Below are 24,424 nucleotides of genomic sequence, written 5' to 3' on the forward strand. Positions count from 1 at the left end.
GCCATGCTGTTGCAGCCGCTTTCGCCGCAGACCCTGCATCTTGTCATCGACATGCAGCGTCTCTTTGCCGAGCCGCATGGCTGGCAGGTCGATCAGGTCGGGGCGATCCTGCCCAATGTCCTGCGCCTTTGCCAGACCAGCGGCGCGCGCACGGTCTTGTCGCGCTTCCTGACCCCCGACCGGCCGGAAGCGGCCATCGGGCGTTGGCAGGCTCTGTACCAGCGGTTTCCGCAGGTCACGGGATTGCCGGCCGACGTGATGGATCTGGTGCCGGAACTGGAAGGGCTGGCGGCAGAGGCCACGGTCTTTGACAAGACCACCTATTCCCTTTTCGCCGTGCCGGCCTTTCTGGACCACCTGGCGCAGAGGCAGACGGATACCGTGGTCTTTTCGGGGGCCGAGACCGATGCCTGCGTCTATGCCAGCCTCATTTTCGCGGTGGACATGGGCCTGCGGGTCATCGTGGCCAGGGACGCCGTGACCAGCGGCGACCTTGAGGCGCATGAGGCCATGCTGGAGATCCTCGCCCGCCGCCTGCCCGATCAGGTTGAACTCGCCACCACCGACCAGATCATCCGCGCCTGGACCAAATGAGCGACGATGCCGCCCTGATCGCCGCCATGACCACGGCGGAGAAGATCGGCTTTCTCAACGGTCATGGGTTGTGGCGCAGCTTGGCGGTGGAGCGCCTGGGCATCCCCTCGCTCGTGATGACGGATGGCGCCTATGGCGTGCGCTATTCCACCACGCAGATCGACGCCGGGGTGGATGCCGGGGAAAGCCTGCAACAGTTCCTCGCCGTCGCCAATGCGCGCGAGGATGACACCACGATGTTCGGCACCACGCGGCCTGCGACCTGCTTTCCCAACGCCAACCTTTCGGCCTGCAGCTGGGACGTCGATCTGGCCCGGCAGATGGGCGCGGCTTTGGGGGCCGAATGCCGAACCTTTGGCGTGCATCTTCTGCTGGGCCCGGGGATCAACATCCGCCGCACCCCCTTGGCCGGGCGGGCGTTCGAGTACTACGCGGAAGACCCGGTGATCAGCGGCGAGATGGCGGCGGGGCTGATCAACGGATTGCAGGGTCAAGGGGTTGGCGCCTCGCTCAAGCACTTCGCCTGCAACAATTCCGAGATTGACCGGACCAATGTCAGCTCCGACGTCAGCGAGCGGGCCTTGCGCGAGATCTACCTTGCAGGCTTTGAACGGGCGATTGCCAAGTCTGACCCCTGGACGGTGATGAGCGCCTATAACCCGATCAACGGCATCCAGGCGGCGGAACACCCGTGGCTTTTGACCCAGGTGCTGCGGCAGGACTGGGGCTATGACGGGTTGGTGGTGTCGGATTGGCACGCGGTCAAGCACCGGCCGGCCTCGCTTGTGGCGGGGACCGACCTTGACATGCCGGGCAGCGCGCGGCGCCGGGCGCAGCTTTCTGCGGCGGTCGAAGCCGGAGAGGTGCCCGAGGCGGCGCTGGACGCGGCCTGCCTGCGGATGCTGCGTCTGGTGCGCCGGGCCGAGGCTGGGGCGGCCACGCTCACGCCGGTGATGGATGCAGAGGCGCATCATGCCCTGGCCCAAAGGATCGCCGCCGCCTCCATCGTGCTGTTGAAGAACGAGGGCGCGGCTTTGCCCCTGCCGAAGGCCGGGCTGCGGCTTTTGGTGGTGGGCGATGGCGCGGTGCGGCCCGTCATCCAAGGTTCGGGCTCGGCCACGACCAACCCGACGCGGGTCGATGTGCCGCTGGATGAGATTGCCCGCCTGCTGGCCGCCAACTCCACCGCCCGGTATCTGCCCTTCCCGCAGGATGCCGCGGCGGAGGCTGCGGTTGCGGTCGCTGCGCAAGATGCCGATGCGGTGCTGATCTTCGCCAGCCACCACCGCGCCCGCGAGGGTGAAGGGGCTGACCGTGACAGCCTGCGCCTGGCCCCCGGGCAGGACGCCGCGATCAGCGCCCTGGCGCGGGCGGGAAAACCGGTGATTGTGACCCTGACCACGCCCGACGCCGTGGAAATGCCCTGGGCGGAGGAGGTCGCGGCGATCCTCTGCTGCTTCTTTCCGGGGCAGGGCGGCGGGGCGGCGTTGGCACAGGTCCTGTTCGGCGACACCAACCCCTCGGGCAAGCTGACGGTGACCTTTCCCGAAAAGATCGGCGATATTCCGGGCTATCTGACCTATCCGGGCGAGGCCGGGCATCATGTCTATGGCGAGGGGATCTTTGTCGGCTACCGCGGCTATGACCGGCGCGGGGCGGTGCCGCTGTTCCCCTTCGGTCACGGCCTCAGCTACACGACCTTTCGCTATGACGCGCTGGTGCTTTCCGCCGATGTGGTCACGCCCGAGGGCAATATCGCAGTGACGGTGACCCTGACCAACACCGGCCCCCGCGCGGGGCAGGAGATCGTCCAGATCTACATCCGCCCCCTTACCCCGGACCTGCCCCGCCCGCTGCGCGAGCTGAAGGCCTTCGGCAAGATCGCCCTCGACCCGGGCGAGACGGGAAGCCTGACCTTCAGCCTGACGCCACGCGACTTCAGCCATTTCGACCCGGCGGAGGGTCGTTTCGTGCTGCGTGGCGCAGGCTTTGTGGTCGAGGCCGCAGCCTCCAGCCGGGATATCCGGGCTACGGCGGAACTGGCGGGCCATCACACGCCGCCGCCACCGCTTGCCCTGCGCACCACGACGGCCGCGAACCTCGCGCTGGCCGATCCGCGGGCGGCGGCGCTGGTGCAGGACCTGCTGGAGCGCCAGCTTGGCCTGTCAGCGGTCGAAAGCGCCGCGCTGATTGCGCGCAGCAAGGGCTCGTTCATGAGCCTTTACGACACGCTCAGCTGGTATATCGGGGAAAACCTGAGCGAGGCCGAGATGCAGGCGGCCTTCGACCGGCCCGCGCCGACCTGAGGAACCTGCTGCTGCGTTATGGACCTTGGCCCGATTCCGTGAAAGGAATTGCCAAAGTTTTGGAGGCGGACGGTGACAGAAAAGCAACCCGGAGTTGAGGGCTATGTGCTGGAGGATCAGATCGGCTTCCGGCTGCGCCTTGCCAACCAGCGCCATCTGGAGATTTTCTCGGCCACCATCCCCGATGTGACCCCGACCCAGTTCGCCACTCTGGTCAAGCTGAAGGAATTTGGCGTGTTGTCGCAGAACCATCTGGGCCGGCTGGTTGCAATGGATGCGGCCACGACCAATGGCGTGGTGGACCGGCTGCGCAAGAAGGGGTTGGTCAAGACCGAAGCCTCGACCTCGGACCTGCGGCGGCTGGATGTGTCGCTGACGCCGGAGGGCGAGGCTTTCGTGGCCGCGACCCTGCCGCTGGCGCTTGAGGTTTCGGCCAAGACCGCCAAGGCGATGACCCAGCGCGAGCGGGCGCAGATCCTGACCATTCTGGCGAAGATCTGACCCCGGGCCCCCGAAGATGGGCAAATTGCCCATCCTACCGTCCGGCCTTTGGGAAATCCCGGGGGCGAGAAGGGCTTGACAGGGGCGGGGCCTTGGGAAAATCAGAAGTGTGAGAAGGCAGCGAGGACAGCTTGGCCCGAGAGATCGAACGCAAGTTTCTGGTACAGACCGATGGTTGGCAGGCGGGTGAGATCCGCCGTTGGCAGATCACCGATGGGCTTCTTCTGAACACGGGGGAGCGCAAGGTCCGCGTCCGCATCCGCGACGATCAGGCCACCATCGCCTACAAGGGCGCGCGCGAGGGTCTGGCCCGGGACGAGTTCGAATATTCGATCCCGCTGGAGGATGCCCGCCATCTGATCGCCGTGCATTGCGAGGGCCGGGTTCTGTCCAAGACCCGCCACGAAGTCCCGCATCAGGGCTTCGTGTGGGAGGTCGATGTCTATGACGCCCCGCTGAGCGGCATCATTCTGGCCGAGGTCGAACTGCCCGACGAGGCCACCGATCTTCCCCTGCCCGTTTGGCTGGGTGAGGAGGTCACCGGTCAGGCGCGCTACCGCAAGGTCAACATGCTGGCGGAGCGGCTGGCCGAGACTGGCGCGCTCGATTTCGGCGAGGATGCCTGAGCACCGGGCCTAGCCGACCCGCCTTGCGCCGACCCAGACGCCCCGCACCGCCGCCGCACGGCCAAACCGTGCGATCCGTACCACATCGGCCCGCAGACCCGGAACCAGCCGGCCCCGGTCGGCCAGCCCGGTGGCCCGCGCCGGGGTCGCCGTGACCGTGGCCACGGCGCGCGGCAGGTCGCCCCAGACATCGCCCAGCATCAGGGCAGCCGTCAGCAGGGCCGAAGGCACATAATCCGACGACAGGATATCCAGCAGATCCGCCTCCGCCAGCGCCAGGGCCGCGATATTGCCGGAATGCGAGCCGCCCCTTATGACATTGGGCGCCCCCATCATCACATGGATGCCATGGGCCCGGCAGGCGCGGGCGGCTTCCATCGTCGTCGGAAACTCGGCAAAGCGGACACCATGCCGGGCCGAGGTCGCGACCTGCTCGGCGCTGGTGTCATCATGGCTGGCCAAAGCCGCGCCAAAGCGCCGCGCCTCGGCCACGGCGGCTGCCTCATGCGCGGCGCCCAGCCGTTCCGACAGGGCCTGCTGGTTGGAGACGTGAAGCAGGAAATCTTCCTCGCTCAGCCCATGTTTGCCGCGCACATAATTGCGCAGCTGGGTCAGGTCGCGGAACTGGCGCTGGCCCGGCGTGTGGTCCATCAGAGAGACGATGCCGATGCCGTCTTCAGGCCCGAACTTGGCCAATTCGGCGATCAGCGTCTCGGAGCAGACCTCGGCGCGCAGGTGGAGGAGGTGGTTGATCCGGAGCGCCTTCTGGTCGCGCAGGGCCATGATCTCATCCGCCAGCAGCCGCGCATATTCGCCGTAAGCCGCCTTGTCTTTCGAGACGATGGACCCCACCCGCAGCGCATCGAACACCGTGGTGATCCCGGTCGAGGCCAGCTCGCCATCATGGGCCAGGATGGCACCGGCATGGGGGAAGGGCACCTTGGGGCGCGGCTCGATATGGCGTTCCAGGTTGTCGGTGTGCAGCTCGATCAGGCCGGGCAGCACCAGATCGCCGCCGCAATCCACGGCGCCTTTAGGAACCGAAGTGCCGGGGTCGATCGACCGGATCACCCCATCGGACAGGTGCAGCGCGCCGGTGATGATCTCGCCCGGCAGGACAAGCATGGCATTGGCAAGGATGGTATCGGTCATGCGAGGGCCTTGAAGTTTGGGTGGGATCGTGCTGCCAAAGCGTCACAGAGGCGTGACAGAACGCGGCTAGGCAGGACGCTATGGAAAAGATGAAACGTTACGCGATCTACTACGCGCCCGAAGCTGGCGCCTTTGCCGATGCGGCGGCAAGCTGGCTCGGTTGGGACCCGGTGACGGGCCAGACGGTGGCCCAGCCCGAGCTTGGCCTTGATCTGGCCGCCGTCACCGAAGAGCCGCGCAAATACGGCTTTCACGGCACGATCAAGCCGCCCTTCCGGCTGGCCCAAGGCGTTGATTTCGCGAGGCTTGATGCCGCCGTGTCCCGTCTCGCCGCCAGCCTGCGGCCGATCGAGATGCCCGGCCTTGATCTGCATTTCCTCGAACGCTTTCTGGCCCTGACCCCCGCGGGCGACACCCGCGCCCTGCAGGATCTGGCGGCAAGGGTTGTCGAAGACCTCGACCCGCTCCGCGCGCCCCTGACCGAGGCCGAGATCGCCCGCCGCCGCCCCGAACGCCTCAGCCCGCGCCAGCGGGACCTGCTGGACCGCTACGGATACCCCTTCGTGATGGAGGAGTTCCGCTTCCACCTGACCCTCTCCGGTCCGCTGGACGCCGCGCAAAAACAGGCTCTGACCGGCCTTGCAGAGACATATTTCGCCCCGCACCTGCCGCGCCCCTTCCGGATCGCGGCGCTGTGCCTGTTTGGCGAGGCTGAGGGCGGCAGCTTTCACCTGCTTCATCGCTATCCTCTGTCCTGAAGCGCGGACAGAAGGCGAGAGATTCCCAGATCGCGGCTGGCGTCATTGGCCACATCGATGACGGGCAGGCCCTCGGGCACCTCATAGGACGCGCGGGCGAGACGGCCTTCGATCTCGGTCGCCGTCTCGCGGCCCCGTGCGGCCAGGCGTTCGGCCAGCACCTTCGACGGCGCGGTGATCCGCAGCACGATCAGGTCGGGAAACTGCGCCAGGGCCAGTGGCAGCGCCGCGCGTGAGCCGTTGAACATTACATGGGTCCCCTGCGCAAGTCCGGCAAACTCACCCTTGCGGATGCCATAGCGCAAGCCATGCGCCGGCCATTGCAGGCAAAAGGCGCCCGCGTCGCTCAGGGCGTCAAACTGGGCCGGGGTCACGCCCTCATAAGGCTCTCCGCCTGCGGTTTCGGGCCTTGTGATGGTGCGGCGCGCCCAGTGCAGCCGGGGCGAAGCCGCAACCGCGCCGGCCAGCAAGGTGTCCTTGCCCGCGCCCGACGGCCCCACAACCGCGTAAACCCGCCCCGTCATGCCACGGCCCCCGGGGTGAAGCCCGTCACATCGACCAGCCGGTCGCAAAGCCTTTCCCGCGCGCCTTCGTCGTGAAAGATGCCGATGATCGCCGCTCCCCGCGCCTTGGCGGCCTCGACCAGACTCAGCACCACCTCGCGGTTGGTGGCATCAAGGCTCGCGGTCGGCTCGTCCAGCAGAAGCGCGGGATAGGGATGGATGAAGCCGCGCGCGATGTTCACCCTTTGCTGCTCGCCGCCCGAGAAGGTGGTGGGCGACAGGGACCACAGCCGCGCGGGGATGTTGAGCCGCGCCAGAAGGCGTGCCGCCTGCGCCCGTGCGTCCTGCTTGGACACACCCAGAACCAGCAGGGGTTCGGCCACCACATCCAGCGTCGACACCCGCGGCACCACGCGGAGGAACTGGCTGACATAGCCCAACGTCGCCCGCCGCAGGGCGATGATCTGCCGCGGTTCGGCATGCGCCACATCGACATCGCCGACCATGATCGAGCCTGAGGCCGCGAGGTAATTCCCCCAGATCATCCGCATCAGGGTCGATTTTCCCGAGCCGGAGGCGCCCACCAGACCCAGACATTCGCCCGGGTTCACCTGCAGGTTCGCCCTCTCCATCACCGGAATGACGGCGGCGCCCTGGTTGTGCAGGGTGAAGCTTTTGGAAAGATTGCTGACGCTGATCATTCTACACCTGCAAGACCGAAGAGACCAAAAGCTGCGTATATTCGTGTTGCGGGTCATCCAGCACCTGATCGGTCAGACCCTGTTCGACGACATTCCCGCCCTTCATCACCATCAACCGATCCGCCAAAAGCCGGACGACTGCAAGATCATGCGTCACGATAATGGCCGAAAGCCCCATTTCCCGAACCAGCCCGCGCAACAAATCCAACAGCCGCGCTTGGACCGAGACATCAAGCCCGCCGGTCGGCTCGTCCATGAACACCAGCCGCGGCCCGGTCACCAGATTGCGCGCGATCTGCAATCTTTGCTGCATGCCGCCCGAAAAGCCCGAGGGTCGGTCGTCCACCCGGTCTTCCGCAATCTCGACCCGTCCAAGCCAGTCCAAGGCCGTCTCGCGGATCTGACCATAATTGCGCGCGCCGACCGCCATCAGCCTTTCGCCGACATTGCCGCCAGCAGAAACCCCCATCCGCAGCCCGTCGCGCGGGTTTTGGTGGACATAGGCCCAGTCGGTCCGCGCCAGCCTGCGCCGCGCCGCCTCGTCCATCCGGACGGTGTCGCGCGGGCCCTCTGCCGTGGCAAAGATCACCTCGCCCCGGTCGGGCGCCAGATGTCCGGCGAGGCAGGACAGCAGCGTCGATTTCCCCGAGCCGCTTTCGCCGACAATGCCCAGAACCTCGCCCGGAAACAGGTCGAAATCGACTCTGTTACAGCCCATTCGGCCGCCGTAGGACTTCGATATTCCCCGCACCGACAGAAGCGGCGTCACATTGCCAAGGTCCATCACAAATCCCCCTCTGCGACGCCGAGCCGCCCCAGATGCCCGGCCTTCCGCCGGCTTAGGCAAAAATCGGTGTCCGAACAGACAAACATCCGCCCGCCCGCATCATCCAGGATCACCTCGTCCAGATAGCTCGCCCCGGCGCCGCACAGATCGCAGTCGTGGTCGGCCTTGCTGGCCTCAAACGGGTGGTCTTCAAAGTCCAGCGAGACCGCCTGTGTATAGGGTGGCAGCGCATAGATCCTCTGCTCGCGTCCCGCGCCGAACAGCTGGATCGCAGGGTTGCCGCCGAGCTTGGGGTTATCGAACTTCGGGATCGGCGAGGGCGACATGACATAGCGCCCCTCGACCTTGACCGGATAGTCATAGGAGGTCGCGATCTGCCCGTGGCGCGCGATATCCTCATAGAGTTTCACATGCATCAGGCCGTATTCCTCCAGCTCGTGCATCTTGCGCGTCTCGGTCTCACGCGGTTCCAGAAAGCGCAGGGGTTCCGGGATCGGCACCTGATAGACTAGGATCTGGCCTTCGGTCAGCGGGGTTTCCGGGATGCGGTGGCGGGTCTGGATCACGGTCGCCTCGGCCGTCGCCTCGGTCACCGCCACCCCTGCCGTGCGCTGGAAAAACCGGCGGATCGAGACGGCATTGGTCGTGTCATCGGCCCCTTGGTCGATGACCTTCAGCCGGTCTTCCGGCACAAGGCAAGCCGCGGTCACCTGCACGCCGCCGGTGCCCCAGCCGTAGGGCATCGGCATTTCGCGGCTGGCGAAGGGCACCTGATAGCCGGGGATGGCGAGCGCCTTGAGGATGGCCCGGCGGATCATCCGCTTGGTTTGCTCATCCAGATAGGCGAAGTTGTAATCGGTCATTCCTCGGCCTCCTGCCGGGCCGCGGCCTCGGCCCGCAAGCGGCGCACCAGTTCAAGTTCCGCTTGAAAATCAACGTAGTGGGGCAGTTTGATATGCTCCAGAAAGCCGGTGGCCTGGATATTGTCGCTGTGCATCAGGACAAATTCCTCATCCTGCGCCGGGGCGCCGGTGAAGTCCTCGCCGAGTTCTTTCCAGCGCAGGGCGCGGTCCACCAGGCTCATCGCGATGGCCTTGCGTTCGGTCTGGCCAAACACCAGCCCATAGCCGCGGGTGAACTGCGGCGGCTCGGTCTTGGAGCCTTTGAACTGGTTGACCGTCTCGCATTCGGTCAGCTCGACCGTGCCGATTTGCACGGCAAAGCCCAGTTCCGGAATCTCGACCTCGACCGGCACGGCGCCGATGCGAAGCTCGCCGACAAAGGCATGGGTGCGGCCATAGCCACGTTGGGTCGAATAGGCGAGCGACAGCAGAAACCCCTCATCCGCCCGGGTCAGGGCCTGCAGCCGCAAGGGCCGGCTGGCGGGAAGCTCCATCGGTGCGCGGGTCAGGTCGGGCGGGGCGGCATCGCCCTGCGCCTCGGTCTGGATCAGCCCGTCGCGGTTCAAAAGCTCCATCACATGCGGTACCGCATCGGCGGAGGCGGAGGCGGTCGGCGCCTCCGGCACCTCGCCCTCGGCGGCCAGTTTGAAATCGAGCAGACGGTGGGTGTAATCGAAGGTCGGCCCGAGGATCTGCCCGCCGGGCAGGTCCTTGAAGGTCGCGGAAATACGTCTCGACACGGCCATATTCGTGGTTTCCACCGGCAGAGAGGCGCCCAGGCGCGGCAAGGTGGTGCGGTAAGCGCGGATCAGGAAGATCGCCTCGATCAGATCGCCGCGCGCCTGCTTGATCGCCAGCGCGGCGAGGTCGGCATCGTAAAGCGACCCCTCGGCCATCACCCGGTTGACCGCCAGCGCCAGTTGCTCACGGATCTGCGGCACCGAAAGTGCGGCGATATCGCGGTCGCCGCGCCTTTCGTCGGCGAGCCAGTCATGCGCGGCGTCGATCGCCCGCTCACCGCCTTTGACAGCGACATACATCAGAGCGCCTCCACAATGGTGCTGCGCGGCAGGCCGGCGAGCTGGGTTCCACAAGTCAGGTAGGTGTCGAACCCCTGCGGGAAAAGCGCCCGGTTGGCGCGGAAGGCGGCCAGTTCAGGCAAGGATAGAGCCACATGGGACGCGATCCCCGGCCCGGTCAGGCGGCAGGCTGTCGGGGTCAGTGCCGCCGTTTCGACGATCAGCGTGGCGGAGCGGTCGGGGTATTCCGGCGTGCCGATGGCAAAACGGGTAACCGGCATCAGGTCCTCCCAGGCGCCGATCGCGAAGGCGGCGTCCTCGGCGGCAACGAAGGGGGCGCCGGTGTGGAAGGTGATCCAGGCGCGTACCTCGGCCAGGTCCAGCGCAGGGGCCAGGTAGACCGGGGTGGTTCCGTCGCACAAGGTCAGGATCAGGACGCCGGCCGCCACGGACAGTGGGCGCGGCGGGCTGGCGCCCTCGACGTGGTGCCTTGTGCCGGGGCGGGCCATCGCCTCCATTGCGGCGCGAAAGGCGCGGGCGGATTGGCTGGATGCGTCACCAAAGCCGCCGGAAAGCGTGTCTGGGGTCATTTGTCCTCTCCGCGCTGCAGGGTGAAGAATTCGACCCGCGTCGCCGCCGCCTTGGCGGCGCGAAGCTCTTGCGCGGCACGCTCGGCTTGGCGCAGCGGGGTCAGGACGCGGGTCGCCAGAGCCTCGGCCCTGTCGGTCTGCAGCATCGCGTCCAGCACGGCGGCCTGCCTGGCATGGGTCTTGTCGCGCCCTTGCACATGGGCATGGCCGACCTCGCCCGACACCAGGCGCACCGAGCAGCGGGTCACCGTCATCTCGCCCAGATTGAAGGGCTGACCATTGCCGCCCATCCGTCCCCGCACCATCACTGCGCCGACCTCCGGCCCGCGCAGGAGGTCATGCTGGGGCAATTCCGGCAATAACAGAGACAGTTTCTCAGGTGCGGCGCGGGCGAGAAGGCCCATCCAGTCCTGACGCTCTTTCGGGTTTGCTGTTGTGTCTCTCATCGCCCATCCGACATCTTGCCAAGTTGTCTAGTTTACTATACAACTAGACAACTCTTACCCGCGTCGGGCAGGGAATGCACGTGAAAGTTCTGTAACAATGGCGCGCAGCCCGGTCTGGTCCTCGATCCTTGCGGCTTTGAAGGCGGAAATCGCCGGGGGCAGCTATGGGCCCGGCGCGAAACTGCCGACCGAGGCGCAGCTGGCGCAAAGGTTCGGGGTCAACCGGCACACGGTGCGGCACGCGCTGGCCGCTTTGGCCGAGGAGGGGCTGGTGCAGTCGCGCCGCGGGGCGGGGGTTTTCGTGACCGCGACGCCGACCGACTACCCTCTGGGGCGGCGGGTGCGGTTCCACCAGAATGTGCTGGCCTCGGGCCGCACCCCCTCGCGCCGGTTCCTGCGGATGGAGACGCGGCCCGCCAGCCCGCCCGAGGCCGAGGCTTTGGCTCTGGCGCCGGGGCAAAGCGTGCATCTGATCGAGGGCATCTCGCTTGCCGACGGGTTGCCGATGGCTCTGTTCCGCTCGGTCCTGCCGGCGGAAAACTTTCCGGATTTTCTGGCGGCGATGGCCGAAACAGGCTCTATCACGGCCTCTTTGGCCCGCGCGGGCGTGGTCGATTACACCCGCGCGCTGACGAGGCTGACGGCGCGGCAGGCCGATGCGGTGCAGGCCCTGCACCTTCAGGTGGCGCAAGGCGCGCCGCTGATGCGTTCGATCACCGTCAACGTCGATGCCGCGGGCCAGCCGTTGGAGTTTGGCACCACCTGGTTTGTCGGCGACCGCGTCACTTTGACGGTGATTCCCGAGTAACTGTCACGATCCCGTTGCGCGGCTGGGGTATCTCCCAGTCCATTCAGCCCGATGGATCCTGCCATGACCGATTTCCTGCCCCCCTTGCGCCTGATCGGCGCCCATGTCCTGCGGGACGGCGAGATGCAGTTACGTTCGCTTGGGCTTGCCGATGGGCGGCTGGAACGCGGCCCGCTGCCCGAGGTCGATCTGACCGGCTTCTACATCATGCCCGGCATCATCGACCTGCATGGAGACGGGTTTGAACATCACATGGCGCCGCGCCCCTCGGCGCCCTTGCCGCTGGAAACCGGCCTCGCCTCGTTCGACCGGGAGGCGGCGAGTCATGGGGTGACGACCGCCTATCTCGCCCAAAGCTGGAGCTGGGAGGGTGGGCCGCGCAGCCCCGACCATGCCGAGGCGGTGCTGATGGCGCTGAAATCCTACCGCCCGCAGGCCCTGACCGATCTGCGCCTGCAGATCCGGGCCGAGACGCATCTGGTCGGCGAAACCCAGCGCCTGATCGAGGTCGTCCGGCGGCACGAGGTCGGCTACGTCGTCTTCAACGATCATCTGGAGGAGGGTTTCCAGATGTCGCGCGTCGCCCCCGCCGCCTTTGCCCATTGGGCGCGCAAGGTCGGCAAGACGCCCGACGAGCTGGCCGAGGCGATCCAGATCGCCCGTGATGCGCGGGGCGAGGTCGCCCGCAGCCTGTGTCGCCTGGCCGAGGCTTTCGATGCGATGGGTGTCGTCTATGGCAGTCATGACGACCCCGATGGCGAGACGCGGGAGAAGTTCCGCATGATCGGCGCCCAGGTGGCGGAGTTTCCCTTGACCCACCGGGCCGCCGCCGCTGCCCATGCGATGTTCAGCCCGGTGATCATGGGGGCGCCCAATGTGGTGCGGGGGCAGAGCCAGGCTGGCAATGCCTCGGCCTCGGATCTGATTGCGGCGGGGCTTTGTGATGCCCTGGTTTCGGACTATCACCTGCCTGCGCTGCCTCTGGCGGTTTGGGCGCTGGTCGATCGGGGGATCCTGAGCCTGCCCAAGGCCTGGGCCCTGATTTCCTCCGCCCCGGCGGAGATCTTGCGGATGACCGACCGGGGCCGGCTGGAGCCGAGTCGCCGGGCCGATCTGGTGGTGGTCGAGGCCGCCTCGCGCCGGATCGAGGCGACGATTTGCAACGGTCGCCTGACCTATCTGGCCGGGGAGGCCGGGCGGCGGTTCATGGCGCAGCCGCGGGTGATTTCCGCGCTGTCAGAGCCTGAAATGGCCGCGGCGGAGTAGGATTGCACGCGTGCAATCCTCCATAACCTATTGACTTTACGGGGTTATATTTTCTATCTTAATCTTTGATTAACCCGGGCTTTCACACCGCCCACCCCGCACAGCTGCAAAGGCCGCGTCATGGAAAGCCTGACCTTCCGCCCCGGCCTGCCCGCCGATGCCGACCCGATCCGCGACCTGGTGCGCAGCTGTTACGCCAAATGGGTGCCGCTGATGGGGCGGGAGCCTTTGCCGATGACGGTGGATTACGGCCTGGCGCTGCAAAACCATGACTTCCTGCTCGCCTTTGACGGCGTGGGTCTGGCCGGGCTGATCGAAACCTCGGCGGAGCCGGGCTATCTTTGGGTCGAGAACATCGCGGTCCGGCCCGACCTGCAGGGTCGCGGCCTTGGGCAAAGGCTGCTCGCCATGGCGGAGGATCAGGCGCGCACCGCGGGCCTCGCGGAGCTGCGCCTGCTGACCAATGCAGCGATGGCGGGGAATGTCGGCTTTTACCAGTCGCTCGGCTTTGTGGCTGACCCGCCGGAGCCGTTCCGCGGCGGCTTTATCGTGCGGCTGGCTAAGCTGATCTAAGCCGAGAGGGTCTGACCCTCGTATTTCTCCAGGAAGGCCTCGGCGGGCAGGGTGCGGAAATCGGGCAGGGCGCTCCGCAGGGCCGCATGGCTCCAATCCCACCAGGCGAGGGCTTGCATCCGCTCGGCCACTTGCGGGGTGAAGCGCGGGCGCAGCGGCATGGCGGGGACGCCGGCGTAGATCATGTAGGGCGGCACGTCCTTGGTCACCACGGCACCGGAGGCCAGGATGGCGCCGGCGCCGATCGTCACCTCGGGTTTCACGATCACGCCGTGGCCGAGCCAAGTATCCGGGCCGATCACGGTGCGGCGGGATTTGCGATGGGCGAAGAAGGCCTCGTCATCGGCCACGTCGTCCCAATAGGACGCCGAACGGTAGAGGAAATGGTGCAAAGAGGCGTTCTGATAGGGATGGTCGGTCGGGCCGATCCGGGTCATCGCGGCGATATTGGCGAATTTGCCCACTGTCGTATTGGCGATATCCGACAGGCGGTCGCAATAGGCGTAATCCTCGAAGGTGGAATGGAGGACGCGCGAGCCCTCGCCCACCTCGCACCAGGCGCCGAAATGGCTGTCGACTATGGTGCAGCCGGGATGGATCAGCGGTTCGGTCGCGGAGAGTTTTGGCATCATCAGCCCTTGATCAATTTGCGGCGGATCAGGCCCGAAAGCCCGTCGAGGATCATCACCATGAGGACGATGAGGACGAGGTAATAGGCGACATCCTCCCAATCCTTCTGGGTCTGGATGGCTTGGGTGAGGAGGAGCCCGATGCCGCCGCCGACGATGGCGCCGATCACGGTGGCGCTGCGGGTGTTGGATTCGAAGGCATAAAGGACCTGGCTCATCAGGACCGGCATGACCTGCGGGAGGACGCCGAAGCGGGCGCGTTGCACGGCATTGGCGCCGGTGGAGCGGATGCCCTCGACCTGTTTTTCGTCGATGTTTTCGAGAGCCTCCGAGAAGGTTTTGCCGAAGGCGCCGGTGTCGGTCATCAGGATGGCGAATGCGCCGGTCATCGGGCCGGGGCCAAAAGCGCGGGCCAGGATGATGGTCCAGATCAGGGCATCGACGCCACGGACGAAGTCGAAGACCCGGCGCATGGCAAAGCGCAGCAGGCGGATCGGCATCATGTCGGATGCGGCAAGGAAGCTGAGGGGGAGGGCGATCAGCGCGGCGGTGAAGGTGCCGAGGAAGGCCATCAGAATCGTCTCGAACATGGCGTAAAACACGTCTGCGTGGTGCCACATCCGGTTGGTCCAGAAATCCGAGGCCATATGGGCCAGGTTGGATTGGGCGGGGTCCACCCGCGGCTCCCACAGGGCGGAGGCGATCAGTTGGCCTGCGGATTTGCCGTAAAAGGGGCTGTCGAAGGTGAAGAAGAACAGCTCCCACCCCGGGAAATACCGGAAGGTTTCCACCTTGGAGCGGGTGTAGGTGAAACGGCCGGCGGGGGTGGTGACGGCGATCCGGTTGTCGGAGGCGTTGATCCAGTTGGGCAGGGGCTGGGGGGCGGACAGGCTCAAGGCGCCGTCCTTGGGGGTGATCTCGATCGTGCCATAGCCGGGGACGACATAGCGCGCGCCCTTGTCGTCGTAGGTGATCAGATTGCCGTGGCCGAGGTCGATTTGTGTCACTGTTCCGGCGGTTTTCACCCAATCCGGGGAAAACTCATAACGGTTGTCGCCGTCGAGCGAGGAGGTGACCGCCCCGGTACGGTTGTCGCGGGTGACGTTGACCTTGTAGCTGACAAAATCCGACAGGAGGATCGCGGCATTGTCCATCCGCGCCCGAGAGGCGACGCCGGGCAGGTCGAAGGCCACGGCGGCATAGATGAGATAGGCGAGGATCAGCGCCGGTACCGCCAGGGCAAAGCGGCGGCGGCGGGTGAAGCTCTGTTCGACCGAGGCGAAGAGGCTGGCGTCAACCATGGCGCGCTCCTTTGGTCAGCCGCTGGCGCATGGCGTCGGAAAAGCGGTCGATGGCGACGATGGTCAGGAAGAGGATGATGAAGATCGCCACGACCTGATCGTAGCGGCCCTGGCCCCATTGCATGGCCAGTTTGAGGTCATAGCCGATGCCGCCTTGGCCGACGAAGCCGAGGATGGCCGAGGCGCGGACGTTGATTTCGAACCGCATGAGGCCGTAGGACATCCAGTTCGGGGCGACCTGCGGGATGATGCCAAGCCAGATCCGCTGGCCCCAGGTGGCGCCGACCGAGGTCAGCCCCTCCACCGGTTTCAGATCGGCGTTTTCGGCAGCCTCAGAGAAGAGTTTTCCCAAGGCGCCTGCGGTGTGCAGGGCGATGGCGACCACGGCGGGGATCGGCCCGCCGCCGAGGACGAAGATCAGGACGAGGGCGATCACCACATCGGGCAGGGCGCGCAGGGCGTCCATGGTGCGGCGGAACAGGGGCGTCAGGCGCGGCCAGGGGGCGAGGCCGCGGGTGGACAGGCAGGCGAGGATGGCGGCGCAGAGGCCGCCGATCAGGGTGGAGACGGCGGCGATGTTCAAGGTCTCGATCAGCGAGGGCAGGAAATGCGCCATCAACCCCGGCAGATTGGCGCGGTCGCGCCAGCCTTCGGAAAGCACCTCGGACGGAAAGGCGCCCAGCATCGGCAACCCGTTCAGGAACCCGCCGGCATTGCGGCTTTCGGCCATGCGGAAACCGGAAGCCAGCAGCGCCACCATCAGCACCAGCAAAATGGTGCCATAGAGCCGCTTGCGCCGGACCATCTGCAGATAGGCGTGGCTTTTGTCCAAAGGATCGGGGCGCGGGCCCTGCTCTGGTCCGAAGGCGAGGTCAACCATGGGGAACCCGAATGAAAGAGCCGGGCCCCGATGACGGGACCCGGCGACAGGAGGGAAAGCCTTACTTCTTGTCTTGCAGCTTGCGGGCTTCGATGATGCCGGCATAGGCGTCCAGCGTCACCGGAACGAAGCCTTTGACCTCGCCCGAAGCCACACCGTAAGCGCAGGTCTTGTCGGTCTGCGGCAGGGCGGCGGTCAGGGCGGTGACCTTGTCCTTCACGTCCTGCGGCAGGGCCGAACGCACCACCATCGGGCCTTCCGGGATCAGCTTGGACCGCCAGATCTCGACCAGGTTGTTCATGTCGACCAGACCCGAATCCACCGCCTTGCGGAAGGCGCCGGAGTTGTAGCCGTCTTCCCAGTTGCCCTGGCCATCGGCCCACGACACGCCGGCATCGAAGGTGCCGTTGGCGACGCCGACGATGGTCTGCTCATGCCCGCCCGAGAACTTCACCGAAGAGAAGTAATCCTCCAGCTTGCCGTATTTCGCGATCAGCTCGGAACCGGGGACCAGATAGCCCGAGGTCGAGTTCGGCTCGCCGAAGGCGAAGGAATGGCCCTTGGCCTCGTCCATCGACTTGATGCCGGTGTCTTTCCGGGTGAAGCCGATGGAGTAATAACCCGTGGTGCCGTCGAGATGCTGGGTGGTCAGCTTGACTTCCACGGCTTTCGGGTCGGTCAGGTAGATCTTGGCGAAACCCGAAGCGCCCATCCAGGCCATGTCGAGCGTACCGCCGAGCAGGCCCTGGATCACGCCGTCATAGTCGGCGGGGGTGAAGACCTTGACCGGCACGCCCAGCTCTTTTTCCAGCGCGGCGCGGTAGCATTCGTTCGAGGCCAGACGGTCCTGGGCATTCTCGCCGCCGAGGATGCCGAGGTTGAATTGCTTGATCTCTTGCGCCTGTGCGGCGCCCGCCAGCAGGGTCGAAGCGGTAAGAAGGGCGAGCAGCTTTTTCATGGTCGTCTCCGGTTATTTGGCCCCTTGGGGCCGGGAAAAGTCGCGGGAAAATCGGGGAATTTCAGGCCAGCATCGCCGCGGCATAATCGCGGTCGGGGGCCGAAATGGCGGTGGAAGTGGCGCTTTCGTTGAAGCTGTCATCGGCGCCGTAGATGTCGCGCGCGACCCCTTGGGTCAGCTGTTGCGGCGTGCCGTCGAACACGATGCGGCCGTCGCGCATCCCCACCACGCGGTCGCAGTAGCGCCGGGCGGTGTCGAGCGTGTGGAGGTTGGCGATGACGGTGCGGCCATCCTCTTCATGGATGCGGCGCAGGCTGTCCATGACGAGTTGGGCGTTCATCGGGTCGAGCGAGGCGATGGGTTCATCGGCCAGGATGATGCGGGGGTCCTGCATCAGGGCGCGGGCGATGGCGACGCGCTGTTGCTGGCCGCCCGACAGGGCCTCGGCCCGTTTCGGGGCCTGTTCGGAAATGCCCAGACGGTCGAGGATCGCGAGGGCGCGGCGGATATCGGCCTCGGGCCAGAGGTTGAACATTGTGGAAAGGGTGGAACGGCGGTTCAGGATGCCGTGCAGCACGTTGGAGGCCACATCCATCCGCGGCACCAGATTGAACTGCTGGAAGATCATCGCGCATTGGCTTTGCCAGGCGCGTTTGGCGGCGCCCTGCAGGGTAAGGATCTCGCGCCCTTCAAAGATGATCTCGCCCGAAGTGGCATCGGTCAGGCGGTTCATCATCCGCAAAAGTGTCGATTTCCCGGCACCGGAACGCCCGATGACGCCGACGAAGGCCGGCTTGTCGACCACAAAGCTCGCCCGGTCGACGGCGGCCTTGTCGCCGAATTTGCGGGTGACGTCCTTGAATTGCAGCACGGGGCATATCTCCGGTTTCACTCGGCGGGGCGTAGCGCTGCTTTGTGACGTTGCCGCCTCAGGTCGGTGAATGTTTGGTGACAGGGGGAGGCGCTTGCCTGAAGATCGGGCAGCGGGAGGGGCGGAGTCGGGGTTTGTATATGGTGGTATAGACAACCTGATTTTTCCGTGTTTCTCTTGGGCCAAAGCGAAGGGGCGGGGTTTGGCGGGGAAGTTCGATCTTTCGGGAAAAAGGGCTGTGGTGACCGGGGCAAGCCGTGGTCTGGGCCAGGCGATTGCGCGGGATCTGGCCGAGGCGGGTTGCGATCTGGTCCTGACGGCACGGCAGGTGGAGAGCCTGGCCGAAACCGCCGCCTTGGTGCGGGGGTTTGGCCGCAAGGTGGTGACGTTGGCGCTGGATGTGACCGAAACCGCCAGTATAGAGCCGGTTTTCGCCGAAGCTGCCGCTGCTTTGGGCGGCCTTGATATTCTGGTCAACAACGCGGGCTATGAGGAAGTGCGCGAGTCCTCCGCGGTGGATGCGGCGTTGTGGGACCGGATTGTTGACACCAACCTGAAGGGCGCCTTCTTTTGCGCGCAGGCGGCGGCCTCGCAGATGAAGGGCGGGGCGATCGTGAACCTGTGCTCGCTGACGAGCTATGTTGGGGTGCCGACGGCGGTGGCCTATGGCGCCTCGAAATCCGGGCTTTTGGGGATGACGCGGGCCCTGGCGGCGGAATGGGCCGGGCGCGGCATCCGGGTCAATGCGATTGCGCCGGGCTATTTCCGCACCGCGATGACCGAGGTGTTCTATCAGGATGCGGACTGGCAGCAGGCCATGCTGGCGAAAATCCCGCAGGGCCGCTTCGGCCGGGCAGAGGATGTCGGCGGGGCGGTGGTGTTTCTGGCCTCCGACGCTGCGGCCTATATCACCGGGCAGTGCCTGCCGATCGACGGAGGCTATCTTGCCAGCATCTGAGCCGAGCGCCGTCGACGTCCGCGATGTCTCGATGATCTATCAGGGCAAGCCTGCGGTGAAGGCGGCCTCCTTCACGCTGGAGAAGGGCAAGTTTCTGACGATCCTCGGGCCGTCTGGCTCCGGCAAGACCACGCTTCTGCGGATGATCGCGGGCTTTCAGCAGCCGACGAGCGGCGAGATCTTCATTGCCGGGAAAGCGGTGGGCGCGGTGCCGCCGCATGCGCGCTCGATCGGGATGGTGTTTCAGAAACTGGCTCTGTTCCCGCATTTGAGTGCGGAAGACAACGTGGCCTTTCCCCTGCGGATGCGCCGCCACGATGCGCGGACGATCCCGGCGAAGGTGGATCAGTTCCTGGATCTGGTGCGATTGGGAGGCTACGGCAAGCGGCGGATCCATGAGCTTTCTGGCGGCCAGCAGCAGCGCGTGGCGATTGCGCGGGCCTTGGTGTTCGAGCCGGATTTGCTGCTGCTGGACGAACCCCTCGCCGCGCTTGACCGCAAGCTGCGCGAGGAGATGCAGCTGGAGTTTCGCCGGATTCAGCATGCGCTGGGCGTGACCACGATCAACGTGACTCATGACCAGCGCGAGGCTTTGGTGGTCTCGGACGAGATCATCGTAATGGACGGCGGCGCGATCCAGCAGAAGGCGCGGCCGGCAGAGACCTATCGCAACCCGGGCAACCAGTTCGTGGCGAACTTCATTGGCGTGACCAATTTCCTGCCCGGTCAGGTGACTTCGGTGGGTGAGGTTGTCGGTTATGACTGCGACGGCGTGGCGCTCATGGGAGTGGCGATGCGCGAGGCGCCGCAGGTGGGCCAGACCGTCAACGGCGCGCTCAGGGCCGAACAGGTGCGCATCGCGGGCGAGGCTGCGGCGCTGGCGGCGCTGGATACCCGGCTGGAAGGCCGGGTGCTGGATGTGATCTTCGAGGGCGAGCGGATCGTCTATGATGTGGCTCTGATCCGGCCCGAAGGGCATCATCTGCGGGTCTTTGACCACGACCCGCTGCACCACACGCAGTTTGAAATCGGCCAACACGTGCATCTGGGCTGGAATGCCCGGGATGTGATGATTTTCGTCTGAAACCCCTAAAACCAACAGGAGAGAGTTCATGACCACCTTCAATCGTCGTCGCTTCATGCAAGGCTCGGCGGCCCTCGCCGGGCTGTCGGCTTTCCCGCGGATGGCTTTGGCCGATGAACCCGCCAAACCCGCCGAACTGATCGTGCGGGCCTGGGGCGGCTCCTGGGTCGATGCGCTGAAGGCCGGGGTGTCCGACCCTTTCACCGCCGCCACCGGCATCGCGATCCGCCATGACCTGACCGAGGATAACGAGATCCAACCCAAGCTTTGGGCCGCCGTCGCGCAAAAGCGGGTGCCGCCGATCCATGTGAACTGGGACACCACGGTCAATGCCACCAAATCCGCCCTGCGCGGCGTGACCGAGGATCTGTCGGATCTGTCCAACCTGGCCGGCGCCAACGAACTGGCCAAGCCGGTGGGTCTGGATGGCTTCCCGATCGTCAACACCTATGGCTATGTCTATGTGCTGGCCTACCGCCCCGAAGCCTTCCCGGATGGCGCGCCGAAATCGTGGAAGGATCTGCTGGATCCGAAGCTGAAAGGCCGGATTGGTCTCTATAATGACGGGATCGGGTTGCACTTCCCGGCGCAGGTTGCGGGCGGCGGTAAGCTGGAAGATATCCCCGACAACATGGCCGCCGCCTGGGATTTCATGACCAAGCTGAAGGCGCAGGCCCCGCTGCTGGGCGAGGACCCGGATTTCACCAGCTGGTTCCAGAAGGGCGAGATCGACGCGGCCTGCACCATCTCCACCAACGCGCGGGAGGCCAAGAAGAACGGCATCAACCTCGCCTGGGTGATCCCGGAGGAGGGGGCGACCTATGACACCGACGGGCTTTGGGTGCCCAAGGGCCTGCCGGAAAACGAGCTGTATTGGGCCAAGCAATATGTGAACTTCGCGATCACCAAGGACGCGCAGCAGGTCTGGCTGGACGGTCTGGGCCTGCCGGGCGTGGTGCCGGGGGTCAAGCCGCCGGCCGATCTGGTGGGCGATCCGTCCTATCCGACCACGGAGGCGGAGTTCAAACACCTGATCCGCGTTTCGGCCAAGGCGCAGGCGGAGCACGAAAGCGAGTGGTTCGCGAAGTTCAAGGAAATCATGCAGGGTTAAGGCCCGCATGAGGAGCAGGTGATGCGCAAGGCAGGGCGGGAATACCCGATCTCGTGGCGGGTGATGGACGCGGTGGAGGCTGTAGCGGCGACGCTCTGGCCGCGCCGGGCCAGCGCCGCCCTGCCTTGGCTGATGCTGTTGCCCGCCGTGTTGCTGATCGGACTTCTGGTGATTGGTATGGTGCAGATGGGCGATACCAGCCTGCGCACGCTCGACACCACCACGTTCCTGATGTCGGACACTTATACGCTGGCCAATTACAAGCGGGCGCTGACCGAGAAGCTTTTCTTCATTGTGGCGAGCCGCAGCCTGATTGCCGCCGTCATAGTGACTGTTTTGACGCTGATCCTGGCCTTTCCCTATGCTTACCTGATGGTGCGCACGCCGCGCGCGGGCCTGCGGAAGTTCCTGCTGATCGCGCTGTTTCTGCCCTTCTTCATCGGGCAGGTGGTGCGGGCCTATGGCTGGCTGATCATCCTTGGCAATCAGGGCATGGTGAACGAGGCTTTGGGGCTGGTGGGCGTGGCGCCGGTGCGGCTTTTGTTCAACTATTACGCCGTGATCTTCGGGCTGGTGCAGTACATGCTGCCCTTTGCCGTGCTGATGCTGGCCCCGGCGCTGACCGCGATCCCGGAGGAGATCGAGGCCGCGGCGGGCTCGCTCGGGGCCAATTGGGTGCGCACCTTCTGGCATGTGGTGCTGCCGATGGCGCGGCCGGGTTTCGTGGGCGCGGGGATCGTCGTGCTGACCCTGTCGCTGACCGATTTTGCCATTCCCGCGATGCTGGGCGGCGGCTCGCAGGATTTCATTGCCAATGCGATCTATGACCAGTTCTTCCGCACCTCCGACTCCGGGATGGGGGCGACGCTGGCCTTGCTCTTGGTGGCGGCGGGGTCGGTGCTGGTGGGGGTGGTCTTCGCGCTGTTCGGGGCGGGGACGCTGGCGATGGGGCGCAGGGAATGATCGGGGCGCGCTCCAAGACGGTGACGCTGTGGCTGCTGGTGGGGTTCGCGCTGGTGATCCTTTCGGCGCCGACGCTGGTGGTGCTGGGGGCGTCCTTCACGGCGGGCAACATCATCACCTTCCCGCCGGAGGGGCTTTCGCTGAAATGGTATGCCAAGATTTCCACCGCGGCGGACCTGCGCGGGGCCTTTTATAGATCGCTTTATGTGTCACTGATCTGCACTTTGGTGGCGGTTCCGGTCGGCACGCTGGCGGGGATTGCGCTGTCGAAATACCGCTTGAGGTTTGCGACCGCAGTGCAGATCTACCTTCTGTTGCCGTTCACCATCCCGCTGATCGGCTCGGGCATCGGATTGATGCTGCTGTTCGGGCAGGTGGGGATATTGGGGCAGCTCTGGCCGGTGGGGCTGGCCTGCTGTGTCATCAACCTGCCCTTCATGATCTGGGCGGTGACCTCTTCGGCGGGGAGCCTTGACCCTGATCTGGAGCTTGCCGCCGCCAATTGCGGGGCACCGCCGGTGCAGACCTTCCTTTATGTGACGCTGCCTGCGGTGACGCCGGGCATCATCACCGGGGCGCTTTTGATGTTCATCCTGGCGCTGAACGAGTTTCTGGTCAGCCTGCTGCTGGTCGATGCCCGGATCGTCACGCTGCCGGTGCAGATCTACAACTCAATCCGGTCGATCATCACGCCGGACCTTGCCGCGATTTCGGTCGTCTTCATCGCCTGCGCCTCGGTGGCGATCCTGGCTTTGGACCGGCTGGTCGGGCTCGACATCTTTCTCAAATCCAAGTGACGCGACAGGAAAACGCCATGACAGTCTCTTTTCACCGCTACGGTTCGCTGGATGCCCCGGGGCGCGCGGCGCTGTTGAAACGCTCGGAAGCGGACCTGTCGGGCTTCATCGAGAAGGTCGCGCCGATCATCGAGGCGGTGCGGGTCGAGGGCGACGCGGCGCTGGTCCGCTTTGGCCAGACGCTGGACAAGGCGGCGGTGACGCTGGGGAGCCTGAAGGTGTCGGAGGCGGAGTTCGACGCCGCCTTCAAGCTGGTCGATGAAGAGGTGATCGGCGCCATCCGCTTCGGCATCGACAATATCCGCCGTTTTCACGAGGAGCAGAAGCCCGAGGCGATGTGGCTGAAGGAGATGCGGCCGGGCGCCTTTGCCGGCGACCGCTATACGCCGATCCGCTCGGTGGCGCTTTATGTGCCGCGGGGGAAGGGGGCTTTTCCCTCGGTCACCATGATGACGGCGGTGCCTGCCGTGGTGGCGGGGGTGCCGGATCTGGCGATCATCACGCCGCCCGCGCCGGATGGCAGCGTCGATGCGGCGACGCTGGTTGCGGCCCGTTTGGCTGGTGTAGAGACGGTTTACAAATGCGGCGGCGCGCAGGCGGTGGCGGCGGTGGCTTACGGGACCGAGACGGTCAAGAAGGCGCTGAAGATCGTCGGCCCCGGCAGTCCGTGGGTCGTGGCGGCCAAAAGGTTTCTGTCGGGCGTGATCGACCCCGGCCTGCCGGCGGGGCCGTCGGAATCGCTGATTTTCGCCGATGGCACGGTGCATGGCGGGCTCGCGGCGCTGGACCTGCTGATCGAGGCGGAGCATGGGCCGGATTCCTCGGCCTATCTGGTGACGCATTCGGCCAAGGTCGCCGAACAGGCTTTGGAGGCTTTGCCGCAGCACTGGGCGCAGATGACGGCGCAGCGGGTGGAATTCTCGAAAGCGGTGCTGAGCGGGCCTTATGGCGGGGTGATCCTGACCGAGAGCCTGGCGCAAAGCATCGACTTCGTGAACGATTACGCGCCGGAGCATCTGGAGATCCTCTCCACCGATCCCTTCGCGCATCTGGGGCGGATCACCGAGGCGGCGGAGATCCTGATGGGGCCGCATACGCCGGTGTCCATCGGCAACTTCGGCCTCGGCCCCAATGCCGTGCTGCCGACCAGCCGTTGGGCGCGGACCTGGGGGCCCTTGTCGGTGCATGATTTCGTCAAGCGGTCCTCGATCGGCTATGTCACCGCCAGCGCCTATCCGGAGTTTGCCAGGAACGCCGGGATTCTGGCGCGGTATGAAGGCTTCTCCTCGCATGAGCTGGCGGTGGGGCCGGTGCGCGACCAGTATCTGCCGGAGGCGTGA

At 65.6% G+C, this 24,424-nt stretch carries 27 protein-coding genes; 14 read left to right on the top strand and 13 right to left on the bottom strand.

From position 1 onward, the window contains the following. Positions 1 to 3 precede the first annotated feature (3 nt). From AC1DVR_RS10970 to AC1DVR_RS10985, 4 genes are all read left to right on the top strand, one after another. Complete coding sequence (locus tag AC1DVR_RS10970; protein ID WP_478000604.1) at positions 4 to 594, top strand: cysteine hydrolase family protein; 591 nt, start codon at positions 4 to 6, stop codon at positions 592 to 594. Further along, the gene (locus tag AC1DVR_RS10975; RefSeq protein ID WP_478000605.1) at positions 591 to 2,900 is read left to right on the top strand and encodes a beta-glucosidase; all 2,310 of its coding nucleotides are present in this window, start codon (positions 591 to 593) and stop codon (positions 2,898 to 2,900) included. The genes AC1DVR_RS10970 and AC1DVR_RS10975 overlap by 4 nt, the downstream gene beginning before the upstream one ends. 72 nt (positions 2,901 to 2,972) lie before the next feature. Further along, the gene (locus tag AC1DVR_RS10980; RefSeq protein WP_478000606.1) at positions 2,973 to 3,401 is read left to right on the top strand and encodes a MarR family winged helix-turn-helix transcriptional regulator; all 429 of its coding nucleotides are present in this window, start codon (positions 2,973 to 2,975) and stop codon (positions 3,399 to 3,401) included. Between the two features lie 131 nt (positions 3,402 to 3,532). Next, positions 3,533 to 4,027, top strand: coding sequence for a CYTH domain-containing protein (locus tag AC1DVR_RS10985; RefSeq protein ID WP_478000607.1), 495 nt, complete (start codon positions 3,533 to 3,535; stop codon positions 4,025 to 4,027). Between the two features lie 9 nt (positions 4,028 to 4,036). Here AC1DVR_RS10985 and AC1DVR_RS10990 read toward each other — a convergent pair whose 3' ends face one another. Next, complete coding sequence (locus tag AC1DVR_RS10990) at positions 4,037 to 5,179, bottom strand: alpha-D-ribose 1-methylphosphonate 5-triphosphate diphosphatase (protein WP_478000608.1); 1,143 nt, start codon at positions 5,177 to 5,179, stop codon at positions 4,037 to 4,039. Between the two features lie 89 nt (positions 5,180 to 5,268). Here AC1DVR_RS10990 and AC1DVR_RS10995 point away from each other — a divergent pair, with 89 nt between their 5' ends. Further along, positions 5,269 to 5,937 (top strand): DUF1045 domain-containing protein, encoded by a 669-nt coding sequence (locus tag AC1DVR_RS10995; protein WP_478000609.1) that lies wholly within the window; start codon positions 5,269 to 5,271, stop codon positions 5,935 to 5,937. Here AC1DVR_RS10995 and phnN read toward each other — a convergent pair. From phnN to phnG, 7 genes are read right to left on the bottom strand one after another with little or no spacing between them, the layout of a single operon-like run. Then, entirely contained in the window at positions 5,922 to 6,461 is a 540-nt protein-coding gene (phnN, locus tag AC1DVR_RS11000) for a phosphonate metabolism protein/1,5-bisphosphokinase (PRPP-forming) PhnN (protein WP_478000610.1), read from the bottom strand. The genes AC1DVR_RS10995 and phnN overlap by 16 nt on opposite strands. Continuing rightward, positions 6,458 to 7,141 (bottom strand): phosphonate C-P lyase system protein PhnL, encoded by a 684-nt coding sequence (phnL, locus tag AC1DVR_RS11005; protein ID WP_478000611.1) that lies wholly within the window; start codon positions 7,139 to 7,141, stop codon positions 6,458 to 6,460. Before phnL ends, phnN begins: the two co-directional genes overlap by 4 nt. A gap of 1 nt (position 7,142) precedes the next feature. Beyond that, positions 7,143 to 7,910: a phosphonate C-P lyase system protein PhnK gene (gene phnK, locus AC1DVR_RS11010; protein ID WP_478000668.1), complete on the bottom strand. Its 768-nt coding sequence runs from the start codon at positions 7,908 to 7,910 to the stop codon at positions 7,143 to 7,145. A 14-nt stretch (positions 7,911 to 7,924) separates the two neighbouring features. Next, positions 7,925 to 8,791, bottom strand: a complete 867-nt coding sequence (locus tag AC1DVR_RS11015; RefSeq protein ID WP_478000612.1) for an alpha-D-ribose 1-methylphosphonate 5-phosphate C-P-lyase PhnJ — start codon at positions 8,789 to 8,791, stop codon at positions 7,925 to 7,927. Continuing rightward, positions 8,788 to 9,870: a carbon-phosphorus lyase complex subunit gene (locus AC1DVR_RS11020; RefSeq protein WP_478000613.1), complete on the bottom strand. Its 1,083-nt coding sequence runs from the start codon at positions 9,868 to 9,870 to the stop codon at positions 8,788 to 8,790. Before AC1DVR_RS11020 ends, AC1DVR_RS11015 begins: the two co-directional genes overlap by 4 nt. Further along, positions 9,870 to 10,439: a phosphonate C-P lyase system protein PhnH gene (gene phnH, locus AC1DVR_RS11025; protein WP_478000614.1), complete on the bottom strand. Its 570-nt coding sequence runs from the start codon at positions 10,437 to 10,439 to the stop codon at positions 9,870 to 9,872. Before phnH ends, AC1DVR_RS11020 begins: the two co-directional genes overlap by 1 nt. Further along, complete coding sequence (gene phnG / locus AC1DVR_RS11030) at positions 10,436 to 10,885, bottom strand: phosphonate C-P lyase system protein PhnG (protein WP_478000615.1); 450 nt, start codon at positions 10,883 to 10,885, stop codon at positions 10,436 to 10,438. Before phnG ends, phnH begins: the two co-directional genes overlap by 4 nt. 97 nt (positions 10,886 to 10,982) lie before the next feature. On the opposite strand from phnG, the gene phnF reads away from it, so the two are divergent. The 3 genes from phnF to AC1DVR_RS11045 all read left to right on the top strand — a co-directional run bounded on the left by phnF (position 10,983) and on the right by AC1DVR_RS11045 (position 13,532). After that, entirely contained in the window at positions 10,983 to 11,693 is a 711-nt protein-coding gene (gene phnF / locus AC1DVR_RS11035) for a phosphonate metabolism transcriptional regulator PhnF (RefSeq protein ID WP_478000616.1), read from the top strand. 63 nt (positions 11,694 to 11,756) lie between these two features. Beyond that, positions 11,757 to 12,959, top strand: coding sequence for an alpha-D-ribose 1-methylphosphonate 5-triphosphate diphosphatase (locus AC1DVR_RS11040; protein WP_478000617.1), 1,203 nt, complete (start codon positions 11,757 to 11,759; stop codon positions 12,957 to 12,959). A 120-nt stretch (positions 12,960 to 13,079) separates the two neighbouring features. Further along, positions 13,080 to 13,532 (top strand): GNAT family N-acetyltransferase, encoded by a 453-nt coding sequence (locus AC1DVR_RS11045; RefSeq protein ID WP_478000618.1) that lies wholly within the window; start codon positions 13,080 to 13,082, stop codon positions 13,530 to 13,532. Here AC1DVR_RS11045 and AC1DVR_RS11050 read toward each other — a convergent pair. The 5 genes from AC1DVR_RS11050 to phnC form a co-directional block, all read right to left on the bottom strand. Beyond that, complete coding sequence (locus AC1DVR_RS11050) at positions 13,529 to 14,161, bottom strand: LbetaH domain-containing protein (RefSeq protein WP_478000619.1); 633 nt, start codon at positions 14,159 to 14,161, stop codon at positions 13,529 to 13,531. The genes AC1DVR_RS11045 and AC1DVR_RS11050 overlap by 4 nt on opposite strands. A 2-nt stretch (positions 14,162 to 14,163) precedes the next feature. Continuing rightward, complete coding sequence (phnE, locus tag AC1DVR_RS11055) at positions 14,164 to 15,462, bottom strand: phosphonate ABC transporter, permease protein PhnE (protein ID WP_478000620.1); 1,299 nt, start codon at positions 15,460 to 15,462, stop codon at positions 14,164 to 14,166. Further along, complete coding sequence (phnE, locus tag AC1DVR_RS11060; protein ID WP_478000669.1) at positions 15,455 to 16,267, bottom strand: phosphonate ABC transporter, permease protein PhnE; 813 nt, start codon at positions 16,265 to 16,267, stop codon at positions 15,455 to 15,457. Before phnE (AC1DVR_RS11060) ends, phnE (AC1DVR_RS11055) begins: the two co-directional genes overlap by 8 nt. A gap of 136 nt (positions 16,268 to 16,403) precedes the next feature. Further along, positions 16,404 to 17,300, bottom strand: a complete 897-nt coding sequence (gene phnD, locus AC1DVR_RS11065) for a phosphonate ABC transporter substrate-binding protein (RefSeq protein WP_478000621.1) — start codon at positions 17,298 to 17,300, stop codon at positions 16,404 to 16,406. 61 nt (positions 17,301 to 17,361) lie between these two features. Further along, complete coding sequence (gene phnC / locus AC1DVR_RS11070; RefSeq protein WP_478000622.1) at positions 17,362 to 18,171, bottom strand: phosphonate ABC transporter ATP-binding protein; 810 nt, start codon at positions 18,169 to 18,171, stop codon at positions 17,362 to 17,364. A gap of 241 nt (positions 18,172 to 18,412) precedes the next feature. Between phnC and AC1DVR_RS11075 the strand changes: the two genes are divergently transcribed. The 6 genes from AC1DVR_RS11075 to hisD are packed head-to-tail and all read left to right on the top strand — an operon-like array spanning position 18,413 to position 24,424. Further along, positions 18,413 to 19,129 carry an SDR family NAD(P)-dependent oxidoreductase gene (locus AC1DVR_RS11075; protein WP_478000623.1) on the top strand — a complete coding sequence of 239 codons (717 nt, stop codon included), beginning with the start codon at positions 18,413 to 18,415 and terminating at the stop codon, positions 19,127 to 19,129. Continuing rightward, entirely contained in the window at positions 19,116 to 20,213 is a 1,098-nt protein-coding gene (locus AC1DVR_RS11080; RefSeq protein ID WP_478000624.1) for an ABC transporter ATP-binding protein, read from the top strand. The genes AC1DVR_RS11075 and AC1DVR_RS11080 overlap by 14 nt, the downstream gene beginning before the upstream one ends. A 28-nt stretch (positions 20,214 to 20,241) precedes the next feature. Then, positions 20,242 to 21,324: an ABC transporter substrate-binding protein gene (locus tag AC1DVR_RS11085; protein WP_478000625.1), complete on the top strand. Its 1,083-nt coding sequence runs from the start codon at positions 20,242 to 20,244 to the stop codon at positions 21,322 to 21,324. Positions 21,325 to 21,345: 21 nt separating this feature from the next. Then, positions 21,346 to 22,287, top strand: a complete 942-nt coding sequence (locus AC1DVR_RS11090) for an ABC transporter permease (protein WP_478000626.1) — start codon at positions 21,346 to 21,348, stop codon at positions 22,285 to 22,287. After that, positions 22,284 to 23,084: an ABC transporter permease gene (locus AC1DVR_RS11095; RefSeq protein WP_478000627.1), complete on the top strand. Its 801-nt coding sequence runs from the start codon at positions 22,284 to 22,286 to the stop codon at positions 23,082 to 23,084. Before AC1DVR_RS11090 ends, AC1DVR_RS11095 begins: the two co-directional genes overlap by 4 nt. Before the next feature lie 17 nt (positions 23,085 to 23,101). Continuing rightward, positions 23,102 to 24,424, top strand: coding sequence for a histidinol dehydrogenase (gene hisD / locus AC1DVR_RS11100; RefSeq protein WP_478000628.1), 1,323 nt, complete (start codon positions 23,102 to 23,104; stop codon positions 24,422 to 24,424).

The organism is Rhodobacter sp. P2_H5 (genome assembly GCF_056403335.1).

Coding starts and splice junctions, on each gene's coding strand:
- AC1DVR_RS11090 (WP_478000626.1), top strand. CDS start 21,346: ATGCGCAAGGCAGGGCGGGAATACCCGATCTCGTGGCGGGTGATGGAC.
- phnH (WP_478000614.1), bottom strand. CDS start 10,439: ATGACCCCAGACACGCTTTCCGGCGGCTTTGGTGACGCATCCAGCCAA.
- phnL (WP_478000611.1), bottom strand. CDS start 7,141: ATGATCAGCGTCAGCAATCTTTCCAAAAGCTTCACCCTGCACAACCAG.
- AC1DVR_RS11085 (WP_478000625.1), top strand. CDS start 20,242: ATGACCACCTTCAATCGTCGTCGCTTCATGCAAGGCTCGGCGGCCCTC.
- AC1DVR_RS10995 (WP_478000609.1), top strand. CDS start 5,269: ATGAAACGTTACGCGATCTACTACGCGCCCGAAGCTGGCGCCTTTGCC.
- AC1DVR_RS11050 (WP_478000619.1), bottom strand. CDS start 14,161: ATGCCAAAACTCTCCGCGACCGAACCGCTGATCCATCCCGGCTGCACC.
- AC1DVR_RS10990 (WP_478000608.1), bottom strand. CDS start 5,179: ATGACCGATACCATCCTTGCCAATGCCATGCTTGTCCTGCCGGGCGAG.
- hisD (WP_478000628.1), top strand. CDS start 23,102: ATGACAGTCTCTTTTCACCGCTACGGTTCGCTGGATGCCCCGGGGCGC.
- phnE (WP_478000669.1), bottom strand. CDS start 16,267: ATGGTCCGGCGCAAGCGGCTCTATGGCACCATTTTGCTGGTGCTGATG.
- phnF (WP_478000616.1), top strand. CDS start 10,983: ATGGCGCGCAGCCCGGTCTGGTCCTCGATCCTTGCGGCTTTGAAGGCG.
- AC1DVR_RS11015 (WP_478000612.1), bottom strand. CDS start 8,791: ATGACCGATTACAACTTCGCCTATCTGGATGAGCAAACCAAGCGGATG.
- phnD (WP_478000621.1), bottom strand. CDS start 17,300: ATGAAAAAGCTGCTCGCCCTTCTTACCGCTTCGACCCTGCTGGCGGGC.
- phnN (WP_478000610.1), bottom strand. CDS start 6,461: ATGACGGGGCGGGTTTACGCGGTTGTGGGGCCGTCGGGCGCGGGCAAG.
- AC1DVR_RS11020 (WP_478000613.1), bottom strand. CDS start 9,870: ATGTATGTCGCTGTCAAAGGCGGTGAGCGGGCGATCGACGCCGCGCAT.
- AC1DVR_RS11040 (WP_478000617.1), top strand. CDS start 11,757: ATGACCGATTTCCTGCCCCCCTTGCGCCTGATCGGCGCCCATGTCCTG.
- AC1DVR_RS10970 (WP_478000604.1), top strand. CDS start 4: ATGCTGTTGCAGCCGCTTTCGCCGCAGACCCTGCATCTTGTCATCGAC.
- AC1DVR_RS11045 (WP_478000618.1), top strand. CDS start 13,080: ATGGAAAGCCTGACCTTCCGCCCCGGCCTGCCCGCCGATGCCGACCCG.
- phnG (WP_478000615.1), bottom strand. CDS start 10,885: ATGAGAGACACAACAGCAAACCCGAAAGAGCGTCAGGACTGGATGGGC.
- phnE (WP_478000620.1), bottom strand. CDS start 15,462: ATGGTTGACGCCAGCCTCTTCGCCTCGGTCGAACAGAGCTTCACCCGC.
- AC1DVR_RS11095 (WP_478000627.1), top strand. CDS start 22,284: ATGATCGGGGCGCGCTCCAAGACGGTGACGCTGTGGCTGCTGGTGGGG.
- AC1DVR_RS10975 (WP_478000605.1), top strand. CDS start 591: ATGAGCGACGATGCCGCCCTGATCGCCGCCATGACCACGGCGGAGAAG.